General features: G+C 35.7%; 17 protein-coding genes and 1 tRNA gene. 10 read left to right on the top strand and 8 right to left on the bottom strand.

Going from position 1 to position 19454, the window contains the following annotated elements:
- Positions 1-80: 80 nt before the first annotated feature.
- Both D2K62_RS11515 and D2K62_RS11520 read left to right on the top strand, forming a co-directional pair.
- Positions 81-476 (top strand): DUF4181 domain-containing protein, encoded by a 396-nt coding sequence (locus D2K62_RS11515; RefSeq protein WP_117161503.1) that lies wholly within the window; start codon positions 81-83, stop codon positions 474-476.
- Between the two features lie 89 nt (positions 477-565).
- Entirely contained in the window at positions 566-1411 is an 846-nt protein-coding gene (locus D2K62_RS11520; RefSeq protein ID WP_117161504.1) for an MBL fold metallo-hydrolase, read from the top strand.
- A gap of 45 nt (positions 1412-1456) precedes the next feature.
- On the opposite strand, the gene D2K62_RS11525 is transcribed toward D2K62_RS11520, so the two are convergent.
- Complete coding sequence (locus D2K62_RS11525) at positions 1457-3175, bottom strand: ABC transporter ATP-binding protein (protein WP_117161505.1); 1719 nt, start codon at positions 3173-3175, stop codon at positions 1457-1459.
- Between the two features lie 144 nt (positions 3176-3319).
- On the opposite strand from D2K62_RS11525, the gene D2K62_RS11530 reads away from it, so the two are divergent.
- The 5 genes from D2K62_RS11530 to D2K62_RS11550 all read left to right on the top strand — a co-directional run bounded on the left by D2K62_RS11530 (position 3320) and on the right by D2K62_RS11550 (position 10690).
- Positions 3320-4219 carry a 5'-3' exonuclease gene (locus tag D2K62_RS11530; protein ID WP_117161506.1) on the top strand — a complete coding sequence of 300 codons (900 nt, stop codon included), beginning with the start codon at positions 3320-3322 and terminating at the stop codon, positions 4217-4219.
- A 79-nt stretch (positions 4220-4298) separates the two neighbouring features.
- Positions 4299-5192: a PhzF family phenazine biosynthesis protein gene (locus tag D2K62_RS11535; protein WP_117161507.1), complete on the top strand. Its 894-nt coding sequence runs from the start codon at positions 4299-4301 to the stop codon at positions 5190-5192.
- 315 nt (positions 5193-5507) lie between these two features.
- Positions 5508-8153: a cation-translocating P-type ATPase gene (locus D2K62_RS11540; protein WP_117161508.1), complete on the top strand. Its 2646-nt coding sequence runs from the start codon at positions 5508-5510 to the stop codon at positions 8151-8153.
- 143 nt (positions 8154-8296) lie between these two features.
- On the top strand, positions 8297-9970 hold the full coding sequence (locus D2K62_RS11545; protein ID WP_117161509.1) for a sensor domain-containing diguanylate cyclase: 1674 nt from the start codon (positions 8297-8299) through the stop codon (positions 9968-9970).
- Positions 9971-10066: 96 nt separating this feature from the next.
- Positions 10067-10690, top strand: coding sequence for an SGNH/GDSL hydrolase family protein (locus tag D2K62_RS11550; RefSeq protein ID WP_112180017.1), 624 nt, complete (start codon positions 10067-10069; stop codon positions 10688-10690).
- Between the two features lie 72 nt (positions 10691-10762).
- Here the strand turns inward: D2K62_RS11550 and D2K62_RS11555 are convergent, their stop codons facing one another.
- From D2K62_RS11555 to D2K62_RS11585, 7 genes are all read right to left on the bottom strand, one after another.
- Positions 10763-10897, bottom strand: coding sequence for a lmo0937 family membrane protein (locus D2K62_RS11555; protein ID WP_112180018.1), 135 nt, complete (start codon positions 10895-10897; stop codon positions 10763-10765).
- A gap of 54 nt (positions 10898-10951) precedes the next feature.
- Entirely contained in the window at positions 10952-11224 is a 273-nt protein-coding gene (locus tag D2K62_RS19475) for a P-loop NTPase family protein (protein ID WP_369974648.1), read from the bottom strand.
- 13 nt (positions 11225-11237) lie between these two features.
- The gene (gene dat / locus D2K62_RS11565) at positions 11238-12101 is read right to left on the bottom strand and encodes a D-amino-acid transaminase (protein WP_112180020.1); all 864 of its coding nucleotides are present in this window, start codon (positions 12099-12101) and stop codon (positions 11238-11240) included.
- A gap of 101 nt (positions 12102-12202) precedes the next feature.
- The gene (locus tag D2K62_RS11570) at positions 12203-13099 is read right to left on the bottom strand and encodes a metal ABC transporter permease (RefSeq protein ID WP_117161510.1); all 897 of its coding nucleotides are present in this window, start codon (positions 13097-13099) and stop codon (positions 12203-12205) included.
- Positions 13096-13968 carry a metal ABC transporter permease gene (locus D2K62_RS11575; protein ID WP_112180022.1) on the bottom strand — a complete coding sequence of 291 codons (873 nt, stop codon included), beginning with the start codon at positions 13966-13968 and terminating at the stop codon, positions 13096-13098. Before D2K62_RS11575 ends, D2K62_RS11570 begins: the two co-directional genes overlap by 4 nt.
- 1 nt (position 13969) lies before the next feature.
- Positions 13970-14722 carry a metal ABC transporter ATP-binding protein gene (locus D2K62_RS11580; protein WP_117161511.1) on the bottom strand — a complete coding sequence of 251 codons (753 nt, stop codon included), beginning with the start codon at positions 14720-14722 and terminating at the stop codon, positions 13970-13972.
- A 16-nt stretch (positions 14723-14738) separates the two neighbouring features.
- Positions 14739-15668, bottom strand: coding sequence for a metal ABC transporter solute-binding protein, Zn/Mn family (locus D2K62_RS11585; protein WP_117161512.1), 930 nt, complete (start codon positions 15666-15668; stop codon positions 14739-14741).
- 399 nt (positions 15669-16067) lie between these two features.
- Here D2K62_RS11585 and D2K62_RS11590 point away from each other — a divergent pair.
- The 3 genes from D2K62_RS11590 to queG all read left to right on the top strand — a co-directional run bounded on the left by D2K62_RS11590 (position 16068) and on the right by queG (position 19402).
- Positions 16068-16141 (top strand) — tRNA-Gly (locus D2K62_RS11590).
- Positions 16142-16531: 390 nt separating this feature from the next.
- Positions 16532-18223, top strand: coding sequence for an ABC-ATPase domain-containing protein (locus D2K62_RS11595; RefSeq protein WP_117161513.1), 1692 nt, complete (start codon positions 16532-16534; stop codon positions 18221-18223).
- 33 nt (positions 18224-18256) lie between these two features.
- Positions 18257-19402, top strand: coding sequence for a tRNA epoxyqueuosine(34) reductase QueG (gene queG / locus D2K62_RS11600; RefSeq protein WP_117161514.1), 1146 nt, complete (start codon positions 18257-18259; stop codon positions 19400-19402).
- The last annotated feature ends 52 nt before the right edge of the window (positions 19403-19454 follow it).

The following is a 19454-nucleotide window of genomic DNA, read 5'->3' on the forward strand; positions in this document are numbered from 1 at the left end:
TTTAAAATTTTGGAATTTGCACCTATTTAACTCAAGTTTTTGATACTATAGTAGTATGGTATAAAAAGGGAGAGCATAGTATGCAAACGCTATTTATTTTATTTGGTATTTTTATATTAATACAAATTTTTCTTAATATATGGTTGCGCAAAAAATTAGAAGTTAGAAAGAAAGATTGGTTCTCTTATAATCATGTAAATAAGCTACATAAATGGCTTGATTGGTCATTACGACTCGTAATGGTGTTTGTTTTGCCAATTAGTTATTTTATACCTTTTACTGTTGAAACGAATGAATACGCTGGGCTACCATTCATTATTCTCATGGTATATTTTATTTTAGACGGCTTGCTAAGAACGTTTATGGAGTGGAAATACTATCCTGGACGAAAAGATTATATTGTGACATTGATTAATACAATAGTTTTATTTTTCTTTATTTGTATGTTTTATATTTGGATAATCAATCAGTTCTAAAACTATTTCTTTTAATAAACCTATACATAAGATTTTAAAAAGTCCTCATAGTATAGATATTCCTATACAAAAGAGGTGGACTACTAGAAATGGATAATGAAATGTCATACGGAGAAGATTATAAAGCAATTCCTGCTACATCAATAGGTAGTGGTGTTGGAGTTTCTGTTTTACCGGATTTATTTTGTTATACGGTACAGATTGTGAATGTCTGTTTATTTGGTGATGAAGAATCAAATGATTTTGTTTTAATTGATGCAGGTATGCCAAACTCTGCTGAAGAAATTATTAAGATGACTGAAGATCGTTATGGTGTTAATAGTCGACCAAGAGCTATCATTTTGACGCATGGCCATTTTGATCATGTAGGAGCTATTTTGGAATTGATTAACTATTGGGATGTTCCAGTTTATGCTCATGAACTAGAAATACCGTATTTAACTGGAAAAAAGAGCTATCCTGAGCCGGATCCGAGTGTTGAAGGTGGTCTGATTGCAAAGTTTTCTGGACTTTTTCCAAATGAACCGATAAATATAACGGGCCACGTAAAAGCACTACCAGAAGATAACAGTGTTCCTCATATGCCAGGCTTTCGTTGGGTACACACGCCGGGACATACAGCAGGGCACGTCTCGTTTTTTAGGGGAAAAGATAAGGTGCTTATTGCTGGAGATGCGTTTATAACTGTTAAACAAGATGCATTATATAAAGTCTTCACACAAGAATTAGAAATAAGCGGTCCGCCGAGGTATTTGACACCAGACTGGAAAGCAGCACAAAAGTCGGTTGAGCAATTAGCGAAACTAAAACCATCAATTGTGGTTACAGGTCATGGACAGCCAGTTTCTGGGGAAGAACTAACAAAAGGGTTGAAAAAATTAGTTGATAATTTTGAAACAGTGGCAATTCCTGATTATGGTAAGTATTTAAATTAAAAAAAGCAGGTGTCTTTTATTTTAATAGACACCTGCTTTTAACGTTTAACGATCCGCAAACTGTATTCGATGTAAGTTGGCGAAGATACCATCTTTGTTTAATAGTTCTTGATACGTACCTTGTTCTGCAATACCGTCATTGGTTACGACCACCACACGATCAGCATCACGAATGGTAGCTAGACGATGGGCGATAACTAGTGTTGTACGATTTAGAGCTAGTTGATCTAATGATTTTTGAATTATTTTTTCCGTCTGTGTGTCAAGTGCCGATGTTGCTTCATCCAATATTAAAATCGGTGGATTTTTCAAGAATGTTCGAGCGATAGCTAGGCGCTGTTTTTGTCCACCAGATAGTTTAAGACCACGCTCACCGATTTGTGTATCATAGCCATTTGGTAGGTCTGCGATTACATCATCTAAGTGTGCTTGATGGGCAGCTAATTGTATTTCTTCGATTGTTGCGTCTCTTTTTCCATATGCGATGTTTTCACTTACTGTTCCAGCAAATAAAAATACGTCTTGCTGCACGATACCTATTTGTGAGCGAAGCGATTTTTTAGTCATATCGCGTATATCTGTCCCATCGATGGTGATTTCGCCTTGATCAATATCATAAAAGCGCGGAATTAAGGAACAAATAGTTGTTTTCCCTGCACCGGATGGACCAACGAACGCAACGGTTTCTCCAGGTTGGATTGTTATATCAATATCTTTCAAGACATTTTTATGTTGGTCATAAGAAAAACCAACCTTGTTAAATTTAATATTCCCTTCAAAAGTTTCAACATCTATTGCATCAGGACGATCTTGAATGTCTGGCTCTTGTGCGATTAGTTCTTGGAAACGTTTAAATCCAGCCATTCCTTTTGGATAAAGTTCTAACAGTGCACTTACTTTATCAATTGGTTTAATTAATACATTCGTATAAAGGATGAAACTAACTAATTCACCGTACGATAGATTATCATTAAAGCTAAGCCATGCCCCAACAACTAATACGAGCAATGTTAAAAGTCGTGTCATCATATAAATACTAGAATGGGTACCAGCCATGACACGGTATGCTTTTATTTTTGCGGTCCGAAATAGTCCGTTATCTTTTTTAAAACGTTCAATTTCAAAATCCTCGTTTGTAAAAGATTGGACAACGCGCACACCAGAAACTGCATCTTCTACGCGACTATTCACATCGGCAATTTTCCCGTACATATTATGCCACGCTTTGTTCATTGCTATATTGCAATAAGTAACCAACGCAATAAGAAATGGCACCATTACAAGCGCTATTAAGGCAAGAGTGGGATTAATCGTGAACATGATCCAAAACGCACCAGTAAAAGTCATAATAGAAATAAACAAGTCCTCTGGTCCGTGATGGGCAAGTTCACCAATATCGAACAAATCATTCGTGATTCTACTCATGATATTACCTGTTTTGGTATTATCAAAAAAACGAAAGGACTGTCGTTGAACATGACCAAATAATTCCTCACGCATGTCGGTTTCAATATTAATACCTAACTTATGACCAAGGTAGCTAACGATGTATTGTAACAACGTACTAAATAAGTAGATGACGAGTAATAGAATACTAACGGTCACAATAACATGCCATTTACCTTCGTCTAATAAATCATCGATAAACCATTGGACAGCCAGAGGGAATGCAAGTTCCAATAGTGCGACGATTACTGCACTGCTGAAATCGATGATAAATAAGCGTTTGTGCGGTTTATAATAAGAGAAAAATTGTTTTATCATGTATGTAACTCCTTATCTAATTCAAATCTTACATATTATATCAAAAATTGACGCAAGATGCTTGAATATTGCTATTTTCCTTATTCAAAGATAAGTTCAAATGTTACAATAGTATAGATGTTAAGCGTACAAGGGGAGATAAGGATGTTAAAAGAGAAGTTATTATTAGTTGATGGATTTAATCTATTAAGTAGAGGCTATTTCGCTACAGCATATAACAAATCAGAAGAAGATCTAACAAAAACAAGTGACGGTATCTATACAAACGCACTACGTGTATTTTTTCAAAAGTTGTTTAACTTGATTGATCAACATGATATTAGTCACCTCGCGATTGCTTGGGATGTAAAGCGTGAAGAAACAAGTAGAAGAGTAAAATACGACTTTTATAAGGCTAGTCGTAATGCATTACCTGAGCCACTTATCCAGCAATATGAAACATTAACACGTGTTCTGGAGGCTATTGGCATAACACAACTGGTCGTCCCACCGTATGAAGCGGATGATGTTATTGGGACGTTATCAACAAAATGGTCCAATGATACGGATAATCACTGTCTTATTTATAGTAACGATAAGGACCTGTTACAGTTATTAGATAAACAAACAACGCAAATCATTGCACAAAAACGGCAAGAAACACTCTATACTATCGATCATTTTCAAACGGAATATGGAATTGATTCAAGTCAGTGGATTGATGTCAAGGCATTATTAGGCGATGCAAGTGATAATATTCCGGGATGTCCAGGAGTCGGAGCGAAATCAGCACTTCCGTTAATTCAGCAATATTTGAATGTCGAGCAATTATTTGAGCAATTAGATGGTTTAGATCCAAAATTCAATCGGTATAAGAAGAAATTAACTGAGGGGAAAGAATCTGTTTTTATTAGTAAAGAGCTTGCGACAATAGAAAGAGATATTTCTCTATTCGATACGTTTGATTTAAATGAATTGAAGCTTGAAGTGGAACATCATATGGTAGAAGAAGCAATGAAAGGATTGGAATTACGGATTAAATACAAAGGAAAACAAGTGGGATGAATCTTATTAGTAAAGGTTCATATCTAGGGAAATATATACTTCTTTCGGTATATAATATTAATGATCAAGGAGGAAAGAGATGAAACCTGTAACAGTTTATCATTATGATACATTTAGTTCTGAAAAGAATAAGGGAAATCCTGCAGGAGTGGTGTTAGATACAGAAGGTCTAAAAGAAGTGGATATGCAAAAAATTGCTCTTGAAGTAGGTTTTAATGAAACTGTGTTTGTAGGGCCATCTTCAGTAGCGGATTATCATTTGCGTTTTTTTACACCAGGTCATGAGATGCCTTTATGTGGTCATGCGACGATTGCGTCCATCTATGCTTTACAAACAAAAGGCATCTTGAAAGACAAAGTAGACATTACAATTGAAACAAAAGCAGGTATTTTACCGATTTATATAGTAGATGATCCATCGGCTAAAAGAATATATATAAAGATGGAACAGGTAGCACCGAAGTTTAAAGACTTCAATGGTTCAAAACAAGAATTAGCAGAGTCAATGGGACTATTAGTAGAAGATATTGATCACGACTTACCAATTGTATATGGCAATACGGGAACATGGACACTTCTGGTTCCAATCAAAAAGTTAGCTAGTTTTGTAGAGATGAATCCGGATAATAATCGTTTCCCAGCGATTTTAAATGAGATGCCCCGTGTCTCTGTTCATCCGTTTTGTTTCGAAACACATGATGCAAAAGCTACAATGCATGCACGTCATTTTTCATCACCTTTTTCAGGAACAAAAGAAGATGCTGTTACAGGTACTGCATCAGGTGTAATGGGTGCATACTATGCTACCTATGTCGCACCAGCTAGCTCTGAATTTAATTTAATCGTCGAGCAAGGATTAGAAATGAATAAAGACGGGCGTGTTCATGTATATGTCAAGAAAAAGCAGGCAGAACTTGCTGTCAGTATTCAGGGGACTGCTGTTTATGTAACAAGCTTTATAGTGAAAATATAACTTGACAAGTATTTCTATTAATCGTATGATGAATTTAATATTAAAGGGGAGTAGCTGCTACAATTATGTCGTCATTACGAGAAGAATCTCCGGCATAGTTGGCAACCGACGTTGTTAGCAAGACCTTTATCGTTTGTGTTTACAAACGGTAAAGGTCTTTTTTTTATTGGTTTTAATCTGCAGTTTTGGTTTAAACTATATCTAATAGGGCTAATGATGGAAATAGCAGTATTTTGGAAAAGGATATTAGAAATAGCAATTTATTAATAGCACTTAACTAAAAGCTAGTAGATTTAAGAGGAGATGATAAAACAAATGGAATTTTATCGTGCAGATAAAGATACTGTTCTAAAAGAAGTTGAAGCAACGGAAGAAGGACTCTCATCAGCAGAAGTAACACAGCGGGTGGAACGAGATGGTTATAACGAATTTGAAGATAAAGAAAAAGTACCGACTTGGAAATTATTCTTAGAAACATTTAAAGATGCCATGGTAATTGTCTTATTGGTTGCAGCAGGTGTGCAGCTGTTACTAGGTGAGGTTGTTGAAACAATCGTCATTGTATTTGTTTTAATAATGAATGCAATAATTAGTGTTGTGCAAACTAAGAAAGCAGAAAGTTCACTCGATGCTTTAAGGGATATGTCTGCACCGGAAGCAAAAGTTATGCGAAATGGAACGAAACAAACTGTTCCAGCTAGGGAATTAGTTCAAGGAGATATTGTATACTTAGAAGCTGGTGATTTCATTCCAGCAGATGGCCGCATTTTAGATAATGGTTCCTTAAAAGTAAATGAAGGAATGCTTACTGGTGAATCAGAAGCTGTCGAAAAAACGGTAGGCGTAATTGAGGAAGAATCCGCATTAGGTGATCGAACAAATATGGTTTTTAGTAGCTCCCTTGTGGTATACGGACGTGCAACTTTTGTTGTAACAGGTACAGGCGAGAAAACTGAGATCGGTAAAATAGCAACTTTACTATCTACAGCCGAACAAAAACAAACACCACTTCAGCGTAAATTAGACGTATTTAGTAAAAAACTAGGAATTGGAATCTTACTATTATCCGTTGCCATTTTTGCTATACAAGCAGCACGTATTTGGCTAGGTGATGAAAATGTTGATGTAACAACAGAAATATTAAATGCTTTGATGTTTGCAGTAGCAGTAGCTGTTGCTGCAATTCCAGAAGCGCTTAGCTCGATTGTAACAATTGTTTTATCTGTAGGAACGAATAAAATGGCGAAGCAACATGCGATTATTAGAAAGCTGCCTGCGGTTGAAACACTCGGTTCGACTAGTGTTATTTGTACAGATAAAACCGGAACATTAACACAGAACAAGATGACGATTACAGATTACTTTATTCCTGGAGATGGTGAGAAAGAACATCTGCCTGAAAGTCCGGCTAATTGGAATGAATCAGAACGTCTATTAGTTGATATTGCAGTTCTTTGTAATGATTCATACATCAATAATGATGGAAAAGAAGTTGGCGATCCAACAGAGGTTGCTTTAATAAACTTTGCTAATAAGAATAATCAAGATTATCAAGAATTGCGTGATACGCATAAGAGGGAAGCAGAATTACCTTTTGACTCTGATCGTAAACTGATGTCTACACTTCATACGATTAAAGGCGAGAAATTGATGCTAACAAAAGGTGGACCTGATGTTGTCTTCAACCGTGCAAGCTATATCTTAGTTAACGGCGAAGAACAACCACTAACAGATGAATGGAAAGAAAAGTTGCATATAGCGAATGAAGATTATTCTAAACAAGCATTGCGTGTGTTAGCTTACGGTTATAAACGATTTAATCAAGATAAAGATACAGTAGAACTTGATGATGAATATGATTTAGTTTTAGTCGGTCTTACGGCAATGATGGATCCGCCACGGGATGCTGTCTTTGGATCAATTGAACAAACGAAAAAAGCTGGTATTAAAACGGTTATGATTACTGGCGATCATAAGACGACAGCAGAAGCAATTGGAAGACAAATTGGTCTGATGGATGAGGATGACATTGCCTTAACTGGACAGGAACTAGATGCTTTATCAGAAGAAGAACTAAATGAAAAATTAGAAAAAATTTCCGTTTATGCTCGTGTATCTCCTGAAAATAAGATTCGGATTGTTCGCGCATGGCAGAATAAAGACCAAATTAGTGCGATGACAGGTGACGGGGTAAATGATGCACCAGCTCTAAAACAAGCCGATATTGGTATTGCAATGGGAAGTGGAACAGATGTAGCAAAAGACTCTGCTGCAATGATACTAACAGATGATAATTTTGTATCAATTGTTAGTGCAGTTGGTGTAGGTCGTACTGTCTTTGATAACATCAAAAAAGCAATAGGTTATTTATTTGCTGGAAACTTAGGTGCGATTATTGCTATATTATTTGCTGTTATATTCGGATGGGCAAATCCATTTACAGCGTTACAACTTTTATTCATTAATCTTGTAAATGATTCATTACCAGCAATCGCGCTAGGTATGGAAAAATCAGAACCAGATGTAATGAAACGAAAACCGCGTCGTGTTGATGAAGGGATTTTTGCAGGTGGAACAATGCGGTCGGTTGTGACACGTGGAACCTTGATTGGTATTGCGGTAATAATTTCTCACTTTATTGGTTTACAACATTCCGATGAAATGGGTGTAGCGATGGCATTTACGACGTTGATTTTATCTCGTACCCTACAAACGTTTGCCGCTAGATCAAATACACAAACAATTTTTGGTGTTGGTCTATTAACGAATAAATATGTACTTGGTGCTGTAGCTCTTTGTTTCGCTTTGTATAGCCTAACAATCTTACCGTTCACGCGTGATATTTTCGCTATTCCAACAACATTTGGTTGGAATGATTGGATTATTGCAACTGGACTAGCTATTGGTGCAGTAATTATGATGGAAGTTGTGAAAGTTATCTTTCATAAATTCAAAAAATAATATCAAAAAAATCCTTGGTTAAAAGCCAAGGATTTTTTTTGGTATTTTCAATATACTATAATGTAGTTATCTGATTATTAGTGTTATAATTGATATAGGTAAAAATTACTATTTGAATATTTTTTTATAAAGGGGTTAGCTACTTGAACTACGATCAACTATGTTACCAGGATGTTTTAAATGGAATACAGGATATGGTGTTTGTAATGCGTGTCAGTGACGATCTAGAATATTTTTACTATGAGTTTGTTAATAAGCGAGCGATGTTAATGACTGGTTATAAATCAGACGTAATTGGACAGGAAATAGCTAATGTTAACTCACATAATCTTACAAAATTCTTATACGAAAAATATAGAGAAGTAGTCAAAGGAAGAAAACCACTTACATATGAAGACAATTTCCATTCGAATAATAGAGAAGAAAAAATTAGTGAAAATACCTTAACCCCATTAATTGTTGACGATAAGGTTGTAAGAGTTGTTACTGTAACACGTGATATTACGCAACTAAAACGGGCAGAACTGAATAGAGAAAGATCAGATGAAAAATTAAAGATTAGTCGGCAACGCTATAAATCATTATTTGAACACAATCCAGATGCCATTCTCCATTTAGATTTGAATGGTAAATTAATGCGAGAAAATCATGTGTTTAAACACCTTACTGGAAAGAAACCAGGAAGTTTAAAAGGTATTTCGATGCTTAAACTTATTGCTGAAAAGGATAAAGATAAAGTTAAACAAGCATTTGCTGAGGCAATTAGAGGAAAACCAACTTATTTTGAAACGATCCTATCTACAGCTTATGTGAAAGAGGCGTTTTTACAGGTTAAATTAGCACCTATTATTTTAAAAGATACAATTAACGGCGTCTATGCGATTATAAAGGATATGACAACAGAGCATAGGGCGAAAGAGAATTTAATTGAAAGCGAAGAAAAGTTTCGTCTTATTACGGAGAATTCTTATGATTTAATTACGCTAGTAAATAAGTGTGGGAAGATAATTTATGCGTCACCCTCACATACATTTGTTCTCGGTTTCCCTTCACAAGCTTTTATTGGTAAGTCATTATTACATTTAGTTCATAAAGCTGATGAGCCTCTAGTTGAAAAGGCATTAGCAGAATCTATTAAGGATAAATTTTCATTTTCTATTGAATTTAGAGTAATGAATAGTGAAAAGGAATGGCTTTGGTTTGAACTAAATGGACAACCAGTATTCTCACAAAATGGTGAACTAAAGCATATGGTTGCTGTTGGCCGAGATATTACAGTTAGAAAACGATATGAAGATAGTTTAAAAAGATTAGCATATCGGGACTTTTTAACAAATTTACCGAATCGACGTTTGTTTCAAGATCATTTATATAAACTACTTGCTTCTTATGAGAGAAATGAAAAAGAATTTGCTGTTATGATACTTGATTTAGATGATTTTAAAAAGATAAATGATGAAATGGGTCATGATGCTGGAGATGAAGTGATAGTTGAATTTGGACGTCGTTTGCAATTTTCCACTCGAGAGATGGACATAGTAGCTCGGATGGGCGGGGATGAATTTCTCATTTTATTAACAGAAATAGAAGCGGATAAAAATGTAGTACATGTAGTTGAACGAATCGAATCAGAAATTTCAAAACCTTGGGAAATAGCAGGGCGGATCTTTCACATGAGTTCAAGTATTGGGGTGGTCATTCCAAAGTGTAAAGGCTTTACAGTAGAGGGGTTAATTAAACAAGCTGACCTAGCGTTATATCAAGCCAAAAACACTGGAAAAAATAAGTCAATAATCACTGTTTGTAATAGTAAGTAAAAGTGATTGAAATTATATGGTATCCTTTTTACCATATAATGTGTCATAATATATGGTAACGCTTACTTGTAAAATAAATTAACTTGGAGGAAGAAAATGATGAATAAAAGGATTGTATTTATAGGTGACAGTATTACAGAATGGGGGAAAGAACAGGGTCTAGACAATATAGGAACTGGTTACGTAAAATATATTTATGACTATTTGTTAGTAAGCGATCCACAAGATTTCCCTGAAATAATTAATTGCGGAATTGGTGGAGATCGAATTACAGATTTAGCTAACCGTTGGCAACAAGATGTAGTTGATCTTCAGCCAGACATATTATCTATTTCTGTTGGAATAAATGATGTTTGGAGACAACTTGATGAACCAGAAATAGAACAAGTTATGCCAGAGAAATTTGAATTGATTTATCGAGAGCTTTTGCTAAAAACATTAAAAGAAACAAATGCAACGATTATTATTATGGAGCCAACAGTTATTGGAGAAGAAATAAAATCTGAAGGTAATAAAAAACTACAAGCGTATGTACAAATTATTGCTAAACTTGCAACTGAATTTAATCTTATAGTTGTCCCAACACATCAAGCTTTTCTTACTTATTTACAAGCTAACAATGAGCATGAGCTCACAATAGATGGAGTGCATATGAATGATGTTGGTAATCTATTAATGGCAAAAACATGGTTAGAAACATATAATAAATTAAATGCTTAACAAAAGAAAGTGAGCGATCAAGGCATAAAAGATTAAACTTTGATCGCTCAAGACTTTCCTTTATTAAATTCACTATCTACGCAACATTTTGGCAATAAATACAACCAAAGCAATTACTAGTAGAATGTGGACAAGGCCACCTGCAACTTCAAATGCAAACCCAAGTATCCATGCTAGTAATAAAATTCCTATAATAGTCCAAATCATTTATTTTCACACTCCTTTATACTTCATAACTTACCCGTATATACTAAAAGTAAACTATTTGGATATTTTAGTGAGAAAAGTTTTTGTTTGTTTTGGAGAAGTGAATTCTAATAATTGGGCATGCTGAGCACTATTCAAGCGTTCTCGAATTGATGGTAGTTTATCTTTTTTAAATCTAGCTAGCTCGGATCTTTCAATCGGGTTCCAACCAGGTTTCCAAAAATAAGCATCCAAATGGTAAACTGGTATATCTAGAATTTCTCCTAAAGTTTTAGCGAGTGTAGATTTACCAGAACCACCACTTCCAATTATCATTATTTTTCGCATAGTCTGCTCCTTTTTACTTAAGTAGAGAAGAAATAAGGCCAGCATCTAGTTGGTAGGCTGCTTGTAATGCTCGTGTTATCGATCCAGGTTGTCCATTTCCAATCTCTGTTTGATCTACCTCAACAATTGGCATCACTTCAGCTGTACTACTCGTTAAAAAAACTTCATCTGCATAGGCTAAATCATCCGTTACGAACGCAGTTTCAGCTAATTCCATATCTAAAGCGTGAATGAATGTCTTTATTCGATCTCGCACACATCCATGCAATATTTGATTTGTTTCTGGATGTGTATAAATTATATTGTCTTTTACTAAGTATACGTTCGAAGAGCTACATTCTGTTACGATTCCATCGCGATGTAATATCGCTTCAAAACATCCTTGTTCAAACGCTTCTTGTTTAGCCATAACATTTGGTAATAAATTCAAACTTTTAATATAACAGTTTTGCCAACGGATATCAGGTAATGTAATTGCCTTCACACCAAATTGAAGCTTTTCAACGGGACGTTCTAATTCCTCCACATAGGCATAGAAATTCGCTTCAACTGCTGGGAAAATATGATCACGTTTTGCCGATCCGCGTGTTACTTGCAAATAAATTTTCCCGTTAGTAGTTAATTGATTAACCTTTACTAGTTGTTTTAACTCAATTCGTACTTGCTCTTTGGTGAAAGGTAAAGTTAGCTTAATTGCTTCTGCTGAACGAAATAAACGATCGATGTGCTTTGAAAGCAAATAACAATCTCCATTATAAACGCGAATTACTTCATAAATGCCATCCCCGAATTGTAAGCCGCGTTCTTCGAATGGATAATGCAATTGTGTACTATTTATTAATCCAGTCTGGGTCAGGATCATCGGATTATCAATCATTATTATCAACTCCCTTATTCATTAATTTAGTAAAGTTTATTATAACAAAAATTTATAATAATAGCGTGAGAGTTTACTAACTCTCACGCTTTACGATAGTTTCAATGGTTTTGTATTTCCCTTTCTTTACGTTTCGAACGATTATGCCAAGTTTTAAATAAAATACCATGCTTCGGACTAAAGAAAAAAGCAAGAGCAAACAAGATACCAACTGCTGTTGCCATTGAACCCGCAATCGAAACATTCCAATAAACAGCTCCTAGATATCCTAATAATGCAGATACAACACCAATTACTCCGCTCAGTATTAAGATATTTAAGAAGCGGTCTGTTAACAGATAAGCAGTTGCACCAGGTACAATTAACATGGCAACGACAAGTATTGCACCTACACTATCAAATGAAGCAACAGTCGATAAAGAAACCATTGTCATTAGTAAATAGTGCATAAAGACAACGGGTACCCCGATTAACGTAGCAAACTGTGGATCAAATGTAGAAGTTTTAATCTGTTTATAGAATAAACCGATTAATACGAAGTTTATTACAAAGACACTGCTTAGCATCCAAACTGCTTTGGGCCCATAATCATTACCGTTAATTTGAACAGTATCCCACGGTACAAAAGCTATTTCTCCCATTAAAGCATGTTGTGTATCAAGGTGCACTTGATCACCAATAAAGGAAATAAATACAACAGCTAAGGCGAATAATGTGGTGAAAACAACGCCGATTGCTGCATCGGACTGAACGCCTGAGTTATCCAATGCTTCTACTAAAAATGCGGTTACCAAACCAACAATAGCTGCACCAATCAGCATTGGAATGCCATTTAAGGATTGTGTAATAAAGAATGCACCGACAATTCCTAAAAGGACAGTATGACTAATTGCATCTGCAATCATAGACATTTTTCGTAAGACTAATAAGGAACCAGTTACCCCACAAGTTAGTCCTACAAGGCAGCCTGTAAGAACAATCCAAAATGTATAGGTCATACTATTCTCAACCCCTTTAGTAAAATGCCTTTACGCTTACCAAATAACAAACTAATGAAAAAAATAAAGGAGGCACTTAAAACGATCATAGGTCCAGTTGGTAAGTCACTTATAACTGTACTCATACTTGCACCAACCATCCCGGAGATACCCCCAAATATTCCTGCTAACCAAGCCATAACACTCAGATTTTCAGTCCAATATCGAGCAGCTAATGGAGGAGTAATTAATAAGGCCGCAATTAATACGACACCTACCATTTGAATTCCAATCACAACAATCCCGACAATAAGAAAAAGTAAAACGCCATTAAAGAAGCTTACAGGTATACCTATCCCACGTGCGAATGATGGGTCAAAAATACTTATCTTAAACTCTTTAAAACAAAACGTGGTAACAATCATTAATAAAAGGGAACTAACAGCAATTAATTGAACGTCGCTTTTAATTAAAGAGGCAGCTTGCCCAAAGATAAATGAATTTAATCCTGCTTGATTCCCACTAGAGTTTTGTTGAATATATGTTAATAAAACAATTCCAAAGCCAAAGAATACCGAAATAATGATACCTATTGCTGCATCTGTCTTTATTCTAGAGTGCTTGATAATAACCTGAATAGCTTGTGTAGCTAGCAAACTTGTAATAGCAGCACCTATTAATAACAATGGCATCGATTTTTCTTGAAATATAATGAAAGCAATACAGACACCGGGAAGTGCAGCATGTGCCATAGCGTCACTGATGAGACTTTGTTTTTTTAACAAAACAAAACTTCCTATCATGCCACTTGCAAATCCCAATAATAAACTGCCCATTAAAACCCATTGAACATTTGCACTTGAAAACAACGAGACAACTTCAGTCCACATCTTACAATCCTCCCTGAAGTACGATTGGAGTCTTTTGTAAGAATGATATTTTCCCGCCATATGTTTGTTCTAAGTTATCTAAGGTAAAAACTGATTGTGTCTCACCGTATGCGATTGGAGTTTTATTAAGCAACAATACGTGATCAAAGTAATCTTCAACTGTTTGTAAATCATGATGGACAACTAGAACTGTTTTTCCTTGATCTTTCCATTCTTTCATTAATTTTATAATTGCCTTTTCTGTTGCAGCATCGACTCCAGCAAAAGGTTCATCCATAAAGTAAATTGTCGCATCTTGAGCAAGTGCCCGTGCTAAGAAAACCCGTTGCTGTTGTCCACCTGAAAGTTGACTGATTTGTCTCTGTGCATAATCTAACATACCAACTTTATCTAGACATGTTCGTGCCCAATCTATTTCTTTCTTTTTTGCTCTTTTGAAGAATCCAATTTCACGATATCTGCCCATTAAGACAACATCCAGTGCATTTGTCGGAAAATCCCAATCAACTTCACTTCGTTGTGGAACGTAACCGATTAGTTGCTTTTGTTGTGCATAAGGTTTCCCAAAAACTTGTACATCGCCTGCTTGCATAGGAATGAGGCGTAATATTGATTTAATTAATGTTGATTTACCTGCCCCATTTGGACCGATAATACCTGTAAGTGATCCAACTGGTACACGAAAAGAAACATGCTCAAGTGCGGGTTGTTTATCATACAAGACTTTCAGGCCATTTATTGTTAAAGCATCCATTTTACATATACCTCCTTTATTTTAGTGCCTCTACAATCGTATCAACGTTATGTTTAAACATTCCTGCATACGTACCTTCTTCAGTTCCAGCTTCACCCATAGCATCAGAATATAATTCTCCACCAATGGAGACATCATGACCTGCTTCTTTTGCGCCTTCAACGACTGCGTTGATAGAACGGTCAGAGACACTACTCTCAACAAAAACACCTTTTACATTTCTATCAATTAATAGATCAATAATTTTTTGGACATCATTCACACTATAATCGGATTCGGTGCTTAAACCTTGTAAACCGACCACTTCAAATCCGTAAGCTTTGCCAAAATAATTAAAAGCATCATGAGCTGTTACTAAAACTCTACTTTCTTCAGGGATTTCTTCAAAACGTTCTTTTGCGTAGATATCTAACGCTTCTAACTCAGCTAAGTAGTCAGCGGCATTTTGACTATAGCTTTCTTCGTTGTCTGGATCGATATCGATTAAATCATCACGTACTGCCTCCACACTATATGACCACATCGATATGTCGAACCAGACGTGAGGATCAGTGATAGTAGGGCTCTCTGGATCACTTAATAATTTACTTTCGGGAATGTTTTCTGACACTGGTGTAGTTGTTTTATCTTGTTCCATTTGTTCAAAGATTTCCCCCATTTGGCCTTCCAAATGAAGTCCGTTATAAAAGATGATATCAGCTTGATCCAGTGTTTGGATGTCTCCTTGAACTGCATTGTATAAATGGGGGTCAACACCAGGACCCATAAGGCTTGTTACATCTACATGTTCTCCTCCAATATTTTCAACTGCATCTGCAATTTGTGCGATGGTGGTGACTACTTTTAGTGGTTCTTCTGATTTATTAATTGTTTCCTCATCTTGAGTAGAGCATCCAAATAGTCCAACTAAAAGGAATCCTATACTAACAATTAAGCGTTTTTTCATTTAAACTCCTCCTTATAAATTAGCTTTGCTTAAATTTTATGCGTTAAACTAAAAAAGTTTCCTTAAGGCAAATTATATTCTTTAAGGAAATAAAGTCAAGAGGTATTCTGGAATTTTACAAAGAAAATAGTCAAAGTTAGCAAGAAGGGGTTGCATTCATAAATTTAGGTAGGTATAATAGAAAACATCATTTCAAACAGCGACAGATTATGTGACGATGAATTTTTAGGAGTCCATTTAAAAATGCGGGTGTAGTTTAGTGGTAAAACCTCAGCCACGAGCATAAGCTTCATGAATTAACATCGAGTTGTCCCGAAGCATGAATCATCACTGAATAAGCTAGAAGATACAGGGACATGATTTGTGGGTATAGATTAAAGAAAAAGAACAATTTATAATGCGGGTGTAGTTTAGTGGTAAAACCTCAGCCTTCCAAGCTGATGTCGAGGGTTCAATTCCCTTCACCCGCTCCATACATATGTGTACAACGCAGTGTTTCGTTGATTTACAACGAAGTATTGCGTTTTTTTGATTGTTGCTACTATTAGAAACTAAACTCTCACACAAAAAATAAGTGTTACTTGGTGATAGTAATAACCGACTACATTTAAAATTTGTCTAGCGAAGGAAGCAAATGGATGAGACTCCTGTGCCCACGGAAAGCGAGTTCATCAGATGAAACGCCATCATGATTACAATAGGGTACTAAGTAAACTTCAACTTTGAATTGAGAGACTTATCTAGCACTTTTATTCTGTAAAAGTTGTGTTAGTAATATATAGTTAATTAGATATATTACTTGATACATGCTTAAGAAAGGTTGTATTCTAAGAGGGCACAATGTATGAGAAGGTGGTTTGAAAATGAAACAATTACAAGAAAAGTTACAACAAATAGATGGTAAAGGTTATAAAGCATATAAATCAATTTACGGGAGATATTCATTTCATCGATTTGAATTATGTGTGGATTATGTTCAAGGAGATCCATATGCTACTCCATCAAAAGTACGAATAATTATACCAACAGCTTACCGGAAAATCAGATCGGACTGGAAGGAAGACCGTAATCGGAAAATATATGTAGAAGATTTGATTGCGCGAAGTTTAGCGAAGTCTATTACTGAAAACACCTTAAATAATAGAGAAAAAGGTTTAATTACTATTGATGAACCAGGACAAGAAATTTTAGAACGTACTGCAGTGTCAGTTGATGCCGAACATGTAACGATTTGCTTAACTGTTAACCTGCCAGCAAACGGTCGTCGAATTAATGGAAAAGAAGCAAAATATCTTTTCTTTGAAATGATGCCCAATGTATTAACAGGATCGATTTTTGCTATTAAAGATGAATCGTTTCAAGAAGTAGTAGAATTATCTGATCAACACCAAGCTATCAGAGCTGAAATGAAGAAGAATAAGTGGATTACCTTTGTTGCAGATAATGCAATTCTGCCGCGGGAAAGTGGTATTAGTAACCGCCCATTAAAGAACGCTGTACCGTTTAAGAGTCCAATTGCTAATCAGGTGAAGATAGACCTGCCACATCGGGAGGAAGCAATTTCTGGATTGGCGATATCGGAGGGAATTACACTTATCGTTGGCGGAGGATATCATGGTAAAAGCACACTATTACAAGCGATGGAGCGTGGTGTTTATCATCATATAAAAGGCGACGGACGTGAATATGTTCTAACTGATCCTACTGCTGTAAAAGTACGCGCTGAAGACGGCCGAAAAGTTAGTGGTGTGAATATCTCTGCTTTTATTAAGCAGTTACCACATCAGCAACATACAACGAAGTTTACAACAGATAATGCAAGTGGAAGTACTTCACAGGCAACAAACATTATGGAGGCTCTTGAAGCGGGAGTAGGTACGTTGTTAATTGATGAAGATACGAGCGCAACAAATTTCATGATCAGAGACAGACGGATGCAAGAATTGGTTGCGAAAGAAAAGGAACCAATTACCCCATTTATAGATAAAATTAATCAATTAAAAGATCAACTTGGAATATCAACAATATTTGTTATGGGTGGATCTGGTGATTATTTTGACATTGCTGATCAAGTGATTATGATGGATGAATATAGACCGAAAAACGTAACGAAAGTAGCGAAAGAAATAGCTAGTAAGTATCCTGCAAATCGTTTAGAGACAAAAGAAACAGATTTTGGCGACATACCAAATCGCATTCTCTTACAAAATAGTATACAAACGTATAAAGGCAAGAAATCAAGAGTACAAGCAAAAGGGCTGTCAACAATTATTGTTGGAAACACAGCTATTCAATTGGATTATCTTGAACAGCTTGTTGATAGTTCTCAAACGAATATGATTGCTATGCTTATTCATTATTTGGATAAAAACCAAATTTTAAAAAGTGAAATGACAATAGCCGACTTATTAGATGAAATAGAAATGCAATTTGAAACAGAAGGTCTTGCTTCATTTGCTCCTTTTGCTGATAAACATCCAGGTGAATTAGCTAGACCACGTCGGTTTGAAATAGCTGGTGCTTTAAATAGAATGAGAACTGCAATAGTAAAATAGCGTTTATCAGGGATAAAGAAAGGAGGTAATATGATGGCTTATGAACAATTAAAAGCAGAGATCATCGCGTATAGTAAAGAAATTGGTATTGATAAGATAGGATTTGCTGCTTCAAATGAATTCTCAGAAATGAAATCCCGTTTGAAATTACAACAAGAAGATGGCTATCAGTCTGGTTTCGAAAAAGGAACGATAGAAGAGCGAACAGAGCCAGAACTTTTGTTAGCTAATGCGCAGTCAATAGTAGCAATTGCAGTAGCTTACCCCTCCAGATTAAAGAACCCGCCAAAAAGTAAAAAAGGAGATCGCCGTGGTAATTTTTGTCGAGCTTCATGGGGAACGGATTATCATACAGTTCTAAATGAAAAGTTAGATAAATTGAGTGCCTTTATTGCGACAAAAATAACAGGATTCCAATTTCGATCAATGGTAGATACAGGTGAATTATCAGATCGAGCGGTAGCAGAGCGAGCAGGTATTGGTTTTAGTGGAAAAAATTCAATGATTATTACACCTGAGTTTGGATCTTATGTCTATTTGGGTGAGATGATAACAAATATTCCGTTTCCTCCTGATCAACCAGTTGATGATAGTTGTGGTGAGTGTACAAAATGTTTAGATGCTTGTCCAACAGGTGCACTAGTTGCACCTGGAAGGTTAAATGCACAAAATTGTATTGCATTTGTTACACAAACAAAAGGATTCTTGCCAGATAAATATCGTGAATTGATGGGCAATCAATTATATGGCTTTGATACATGCCAGTTAGTTTGTCCGAAAAATAAGCAAGTGGATACCCACCTACATCCTGAATTAGAACCTGATCCAGAACTTGTAAAGCCTAAATTACTTCCATTACTCTCCATGTCAAATCGTGAATTTAAGGAGAAATTTGGTTCAATGGCAGGAAGTTGGAGAGGGAAAAAGCCAATTCAGCGTAATGCTATTATTGCATTAGCTCATTATAAAGATGAAACAGCACTAGATGAGTTAACACGCTTAATGAAAGAAGATCCACGTCCGGTAATACGAGGAACTGCCGCATGGGCTATTGGGAAAATTGGTGTAACTTCAGGTTATGATGCAATTCGTGCTGCTCAATTAAACGAAGTGGATGGGGAAGTTTTAGAAGAAATGGAAAAAGGATTAAGATTTGAACAAACAAAAGTGAATGTATAACCTCAATGTTCATGCTCTTCTCACTAAGTTCATATAGATAGTGTAGAGGAGT

Origin of the sequence: Paraliobacillus sp. X-1268 (assembly GCF_003426095.1) — a bacterium.
Taxonomy (GTDB): Bacteria; Bacillota; Bacilli; order Bacillales; family Amphibacillaceae; genus Paraliobacillus_A; species Paraliobacillus_A zengyii.